Annotated in this window: 5 protein-coding genes and 1 pseudogene; 3 read left to right on the forward strand and 3 right to left on the reverse strand. The window is 72.7% G+C overall.

All coding sequences use genetic code 11. The annotated features are described in order from the left end of the window. The 3 genes and pseudogenes from AB0C29_RS30445 to AB0C29_RS30455 all read right to left on the reverse strand — a co-directional run. Positions 1-173, reverse strand: a pseudogene (locus tag AB0C29_RS30445) (hypothetical protein); the annotation flags it as partial. 121 nt (positions 174-294) lie between these two features. Then, positions 295-1,533: an MFS transporter gene (locus AB0C29_RS30450; RefSeq protein WP_360827274.1), complete on the reverse strand. Its 1,239-nt coding sequence runs from the start codon at positions 1,531-1,533 to the stop codon at positions 295-297. 114 nt (positions 1,534-1,647) lie between these two features. Continuing rightward, complete coding sequence (locus AB0C29_RS30455) at positions 1,648-2,595, reverse strand: LysR family transcriptional regulator (RefSeq protein WP_360827277.1); 948 nt, start codon at positions 2,593-2,595, stop codon at positions 1,648-1,650. 114 nt (positions 2,596-2,709) lie between these two features. Between AB0C29_RS30455 and AB0C29_RS30460 the strand changes: the two genes are divergently transcribed. The 3 genes from AB0C29_RS30460 to AB0C29_RS30470 all read left to right on the forward strand — a co-directional run. Beyond that, positions 2,710-3,840, forward strand: a complete 1,131-nt coding sequence (locus AB0C29_RS30460) for an FAD-dependent monooxygenase (RefSeq protein WP_360827281.1) — start codon at positions 2,710-2,712, stop codon at positions 3,838-3,840. A gap of 17 nt (positions 3,841-3,857) precedes the next feature. Then, the gene (locus tag AB0C29_RS30465; RefSeq protein ID WP_360827284.1) at positions 3,858-4,796 is read left to right on the forward strand and encodes a VOC family protein; all 939 of its coding nucleotides are present in this window, start codon (positions 3,858-3,860) and stop codon (positions 4,794-4,796) included. Further along, the coding region (locus AB0C29_RS30470) for a fumarylacetoacetate hydrolase family protein (RefSeq protein ID WP_360827288.1) at positions 4,796-5,774 on the forward strand (979 nt) is incomplete at its 3' end. The genes AB0C29_RS30465 and AB0C29_RS30470, both read left to right, overlap by 1 nt.

The following is a 5,774-nucleotide window of genomic DNA, read 5'->3' on the forward strand; positions in this document are numbered from 1 at the left end:
ACCACCGCCTCGCGGGCCCCGCCCGGCCGGGCCTCGTCGATGAGCTCGGTCTGCAACCGCAGGAAGGCCTCCGCCGCCCGCAGCCAGGCCCGGGCGAGCAGCGTGTTGAGCGAGCCGAACGCGTGGTAGATGGTGCCGTTGGGCACGTCCGCCGCGGTGGCCAGGCCGCGCACCGTGACACCGCCGGCGCCCAGCTCGGCGGCGAGGCGTTCGGCGGTGTCGAGCAGGTGGTCCAGGTCGTGGACGCGACGGCGGGGCACCCGACAGTTATATCAGAGCAACCGCTCCAATAAGTCAGCCGTGGGTGACGTCGAGCGGTTCGGCGTCGCGCGGCACGACGATCAGCGTCACGACGGCCAGGACCGCTGCCAGGGCGGCCAGCACCGCGAGCGCGGGTCGCAGTCCGCCCGCCGCCGCGCCGATGCCCGCGATCAGCAGCGGGCAGAGGAACTCGCCGATGAACAGGGCGCCGGTCCACAACCCGGTGCCCCGGCCGCGCTGCTCGAAGCTCAGCCGGTTGATCGCCCAGGTCAGCAGCGTGGGCAGCAGCAGGCCGGTGCCGGCCCCAGTCAGCACGGCGCCGAGGGTGATCAGTGCGACCGAACCGGTGGCCGCGACGACCAGCAGCCCGGCGGCGGAGACCGCGAAAGCGACCGGCAGCAGCCGCCGCGGGCTCTGCCCGGACAGCCGGGCGAAGGCCAGCGAGCCGGCCGCGGTCGCCACGGACATCAGCGCGCTGAGCGCCCCGATGGTGGCGGTGGAGGCGACGCCGGCATCGTCGAGCACGAAGGACAGTTGCACGATCAGGGCGTAGAAGATGATCCCGCCGACCAGCGTGACCAGGCACGGCACGAGCAGGTCGCGCCACGGCACGCCGGGCAGCCGCCGGCCCCGGGTGGCCGCGCCCACCGGTGCCCGCTCGGGCTGCCACAGCATCCGGGCCATCGGGTACGCGAGCAGCACGGCGACCAGGTACAGCCAGAACGGGGTACGCCAGCCCGCCGCCCCGAGCGCACCGCCGACGCCCAGGAACACCGCAGCGGACACCGACGCCATCAGCGTTTGCAGGCCGAGGTACCGGCTGCGGCGCGAGCCGGACCAGTAGTCGGCGATCAGGGTGGTGCAGCACGTCATGATCGCCGCTTCGCAGAGTCCGACGAGGACCCGGCTGCCGATGATGGCGCCCAGCGACTCCAGGTACAGCGGGGCCGTCCCGAAGACCGAGTAGAGGACCATCGCGACGATGAGCAGCCGCTTGCGGTCGACCGCGTCGACCACGAAGCCGGCGAAGGGCGCGGCGAGACCGATGAACAGAGCCGGCACGGTCAGCACCACCGGCACCAGCACCTCGGAGCCCGCGACCCCGGCGAAGTGGTCGGTCATCTGCGGCAGCACGGGCGCGATGAGCACGGCGCCCAGCACCGACAGGCAGCTCCCCGCGAGCAGCAGGGCGAGCTGGGCCGGACCGGCCCGGCGGGGGCCGGTCTGCGGGGTGCCCGCCCCCGTCGGCGCGGGCAGGATGGTCTCGGACATGCGGGTGCCTCTCCCTGTGACGACGACGGCGGATGTGCCGCGGGTCACATCCAGTGCGCTGACTATGGGTGAGCAGCCGTCACCGGGGGAAGAGCGAACCGTGGATGGCGGCCATCAGCCCCGTGGATGGTCCGGGGCGCCGGCCGCGAGCAGCCGGCCCGCCTCGGCGAGCACCTCGCGCAGCCAGGCGTGGGCCGGGTCGGCGCGGTACATCGGGTGCCACCAGAACGCCTCGGCCAGCGGCACCACCTCGAACGGGCAGGGCAGGATGCGCACGGCGGCGAGCCCGGCGATGCGCCGGGCCAAATGCTCCTGCAGCAGCGCGACCCGGTCGGTGCCGGCGACCAGGAACGGCATCGGCAGGAAGCCGTCGACGACGACCGCCACCCGCGGCTCGACGCCGATCATGCGCAGCTGCTGGGCCGCCGGCGCGAACGCGGTCGGCAGGTTGTAGAGCACCACCCAGGGCAGCTCGCCGAGCTGGGCCAGGGTCAGCCCGGCCCCGACGGCGTCGTTGTCCCGGGACACGATGCAGACCCAGCGGTCCTCGTACAGGTCGGTGAACGGGGTGTCGGCCAGGAAGCCGTGCGGCAGGACGATGCCGTCCACCGCGCGCAGCGTGTCGACCGCGTGGTCCACCGCGTACGGGGAGGTCTGCTGCAACCGCAGCCGGACGCCGGGCGCCCGCTCGGCCAGCAGCCGGGTCACGATAGGGCCCAGCACCGCCGCGGCGTAGTCCGACGTGACGATGGTGAACTCGCGCTCGACGGCGGAGGGGTCGAACTCGGCGCTGACGTCGAAGACCCGCCGGATGCCCGCCAGCGCCGGGGCGGTACGGGAGACGAGCTGGGTGGCCAGCGGGGTGAGCTCGTACCGGTTGCCGACCCGGTGCAGCAGGTCGTCACCGAAGTGCCGGCGCAGGCGGGCCAGGGCAGCACTGACCGCGGGCTGGCTCGAGCCCAGATGCTCGGCCGCCCGGGTCACGTTCCGCTCGCGCAGCAGCACGTCCAGGGTGACCAGCAGATTCAGGTCCAGATTGACCAGCACACGGTCGACGGCCATCGGGTCACCATAAACGCGGTGGATGGCGGGCATCAACGAATCGGTCTTCCTGATATCCCGACGGGCCGCGACAGTGGTGTGAGTCACAAGCCGCGAAACCCGGGAGAAACCGCCATGGCCGCAGTCCGCAACGTGCTCGTCGTAGGCGGCGGTGCCGCCGGTACGGCGATCGCCATCCTGCTCGCCGAGGGCGGAGTCTCGGTCGACCTGATCGACGCCAAGCCGGCCGCCGACACCGCCGGCTCCGGCATCACGTTGCAGGGCAACGCCTTGCGGGTGCTGCGCCGGCTCGGTGTGTGGGCGGACGTGTCGGCCCACGGCTACTCGTTCGACACTCTCGGGCTGCGCGCCCCGGACCCGCACGGCTCGCTGATCGCCGAGCTGGACGACATCCGTACCGGTGGCCCCGACCTGCCCGCCACCACCGGCATGTACCGGCCGGAGCTGGCCCGGATCCTGCTCGACCGGGCGGCGGCGGTGGGTGCCAAGATCCGGTTCGGGACCACCTGCACGACGTTCACCCAGGACGCGGACGGCGTCGACGTGACCTTCGCCGACGGCGGCACCGCCCGCTACGACCTGGTGGTGGGCGCCGACGGGATCCGCTCGCAGACGCGCCGCATGCTCGGCATCGACCTGACGACCACGCCGACCGGCATGGGCATCTGGCGGGCGTTCACCCCGCGGCCGGCGAGCGTGACGCGCACCGACCTCTACTACGGCGGCCCCTGCTACATCGCCGGCTACTGCCCCACCGGGCCGGCTTCGCTGTACGCGTACCTGGTCGAGGACGCCCGCGATCGCAGTGAGCTCAGCCCGCCGGAGTCGCTGGCGGTGATGCGGGAGCTGTCGCAGGCCTACCACGGGCCGTGGGACGAGATCCGCGAGCACCGGACCCCCCCCCCCCCAGGGTACGAAACCTTGGTGTACACCCACGTGCTGAGCGCGCCGTGGCACCGCGGCCGGGTGGTGCTCATCGGCGACGCCGCCCACGCCTGCCCGCCCACCCTGGCCCAGGGCGCCGCCCAGGCCCTCGAGGACGCCGAGGTGCTCGCCGAGCTGCTGCTGGCCGCCGACGCACCGACCGACGCGATGTGGCAGGCCTTCACCGACCGGCGGGTCCCGCGCGCCACCGCCGTCGTCGACGCCTCGCTGCAGCTGAGCCGGTGGCTGCTGGACCGGGAACGCGGCGACGTCCCCGGCCTGATGGCCCGCATCTCCCACCTCGTCAGCGCACCGGCGTGAACCCGAAGGAGCCTGCCATGGACGAACGACTCATCACCCACCTCCGGCACGTCGACCTGGCCGTGCCCGACTACGACCGCCAGCTCGACTTCTACACCGGCACCTGGGGCCTGAGCCCGCAGACCACCGACGACGGCATCGCGTTCCTGGCCGCCGAGGGCTCCCCCGAGCAGTATTCGGTGCGGCTGCGCCGGGCGGCCGAGAAGCGCCTGGACCTGATCGCCTTCGGCGCCGCCTCGGACGCCGACGTCGACGCCCTCGCCGAACGGCTCGGTCGGGCCGGGGTCACCCTCGTGCAGGAGCCGGACAAGCTGCGCACGCCCGGCGGCGGCTACGGCTTCCGCTTCTTCGACGTGGACGGCCGTACGGTCGAGGTCTCCTGCGACGTCGAGGTCCGCCGGCACCGCCGGGTCGAGGCCGGCGAGTCCATCCCGGTCAAGCTCTCGCACGTGGTGATCAACTCGCCCGATCCGGAGGCGACCGTCGCGTTCTACCAGCGGCACCTGGGCTTCGCGCTCTCCGACACCCTGCACTCGCCGCACCTGGGCGAGGTCATGTGGTTCCTGCGCACCAACCGCTACCACCACAGCCTGGCCGTGGCGCGCGGCCCGCACACGTCACTGCACCACGCGTCGTTCGAGCTGCGCGGCATCGACGAGTACATGCGCGGCACCGGCCGGCTGCTGCGCGCGGGCGTGGAGAAGGTCTGGGGGCCGGGCCGGCACATGGCGGGCAACAACACCTTCAGCTACTTCCTCGACCCGCACGGCAACACCGTCGAGTACACCACCGAGCTGGAACGACTCGACGAGGACACCTGGCACCCGCACCTCTACGACTTCTCCGACCCGATGGTCAGCGACCAGTGGGGCACGGCCAACCCGATGAGCGAGTTCGTCGCCCGGCAGTCGTTCAACGACCCCGACCGCGGCGTCTTCGTCGCTCCCCCGGTCTGATGCGGCTCGCGACCTTCCGGTACGCCGGTGAGCAGCGCACCGGCGTCGTGGCCGGCGACCGGGTCCACCCGTTCGCCCCGGACCTGTCCATGCGGGACATCGTCGGACAGGGGCTGGAAGCGGTTCTCGCCCTCGGCCACGCAGCCGTCGGCGCCTCGGCCGGCATCCCGCTCGACCAGGTACGGCTGCTGGCGCCCCTGACCCCGGCCAGCCTGCGCGACTTCGTCGCCTTCGAGGAGCACGTCGAGGGCGTACGGCGCAGCGTGGACGGGACCGGCGGCGTCCCCGAGGCCTGGTACGACGCCCCGACCTTCTACTTCACCAACCCGCACACGATCATCGGCCCCGACGACGACGTACCGTTCCCGGCCGCCTCGACGGCCCGCGACTTCGAGCTCGAAGTGGCGGTCGTACTGGGCGGCGGCGGCACGGACCTGACCGTCGAGCAGGCGGCGGACACCATCTTCGGCTACACCATCTTCAACGACTGGTCGGCCCGCGACCTGCAGAGCCGCGAGATGCGGGTCAACCTGGGACCGGCCAAGGGCAAGGACTTCGCCGGCACCCTCGGCCCGTGGATCGTCACCGCGGACGAGCTGGAACCGTACCGGGACAGCTGGGGCTTCCTCGCGCTCTGGTGCACCGCGACGGTCAACGGCGTCCAGGTGGGCCGCGATCTGCTGGCCAACATGGGCTGGACCTTCGAGACGATGATCGCCTACGCCTCCCGCGACAGCCGGGTGGTCGCCGGCGACGTGCTGGGCTCCGGCACCGTGGGCAACGGCGGCTGCCTGGCCGAGCTGTGGGGCCGCCGCGGGGAGCGGACACCGCCGCCGCTGCGCGACGGTGACGTGGTCACGCTGACCGTGGACGGAATCGGCAGCCTGGTCAACCGGGTCGCCATGGGGAGACCGCGGTGCGGGACGCGCTGCCGACAGCGCTGGAGGACGACGAGGAGACCATCTACGGCGACGATCC

Source organism: Actinoplanes sp. NPDC048791 (assembly GCF_040650095.1).
Lineage (GTDB): Bacteria > Actinomycetota > Actinomycetes > Mycobacteriales > Micromonosporaceae > Actinoplanes.

Excerpts from the sequence above, each read along its gene's own strand:
- AB0C29_RS30450 (WP_360827274.1), bottom strand. The coding sequence starts at position 1,533 with ATGTCCGAGACCATCCTGCCCGCGCCGACGGGGGCGGGCACCCCGCAG.
- AB0C29_RS30455 (WP_360827277.1), bottom strand. The coding sequence starts at position 2,595 with ATGGCCGTCGACCGTGTGCTGGTCAATCTGGACCTGAATCTGCTGGTC.
- AB0C29_RS30460 (WP_360827281.1), top strand. The coding sequence starts at position 2,710 with ATGGCCGCAGTCCGCAACGTGCTCGTCGTAGGCGGCGGTGCCGCCGGT.
- AB0C29_RS30465 (WP_360827284.1), top strand. The coding sequence starts at position 3,858 with ATGGACGAACGACTCATCACCCACCTCCGGCACGTCGACCTGGCCGTG.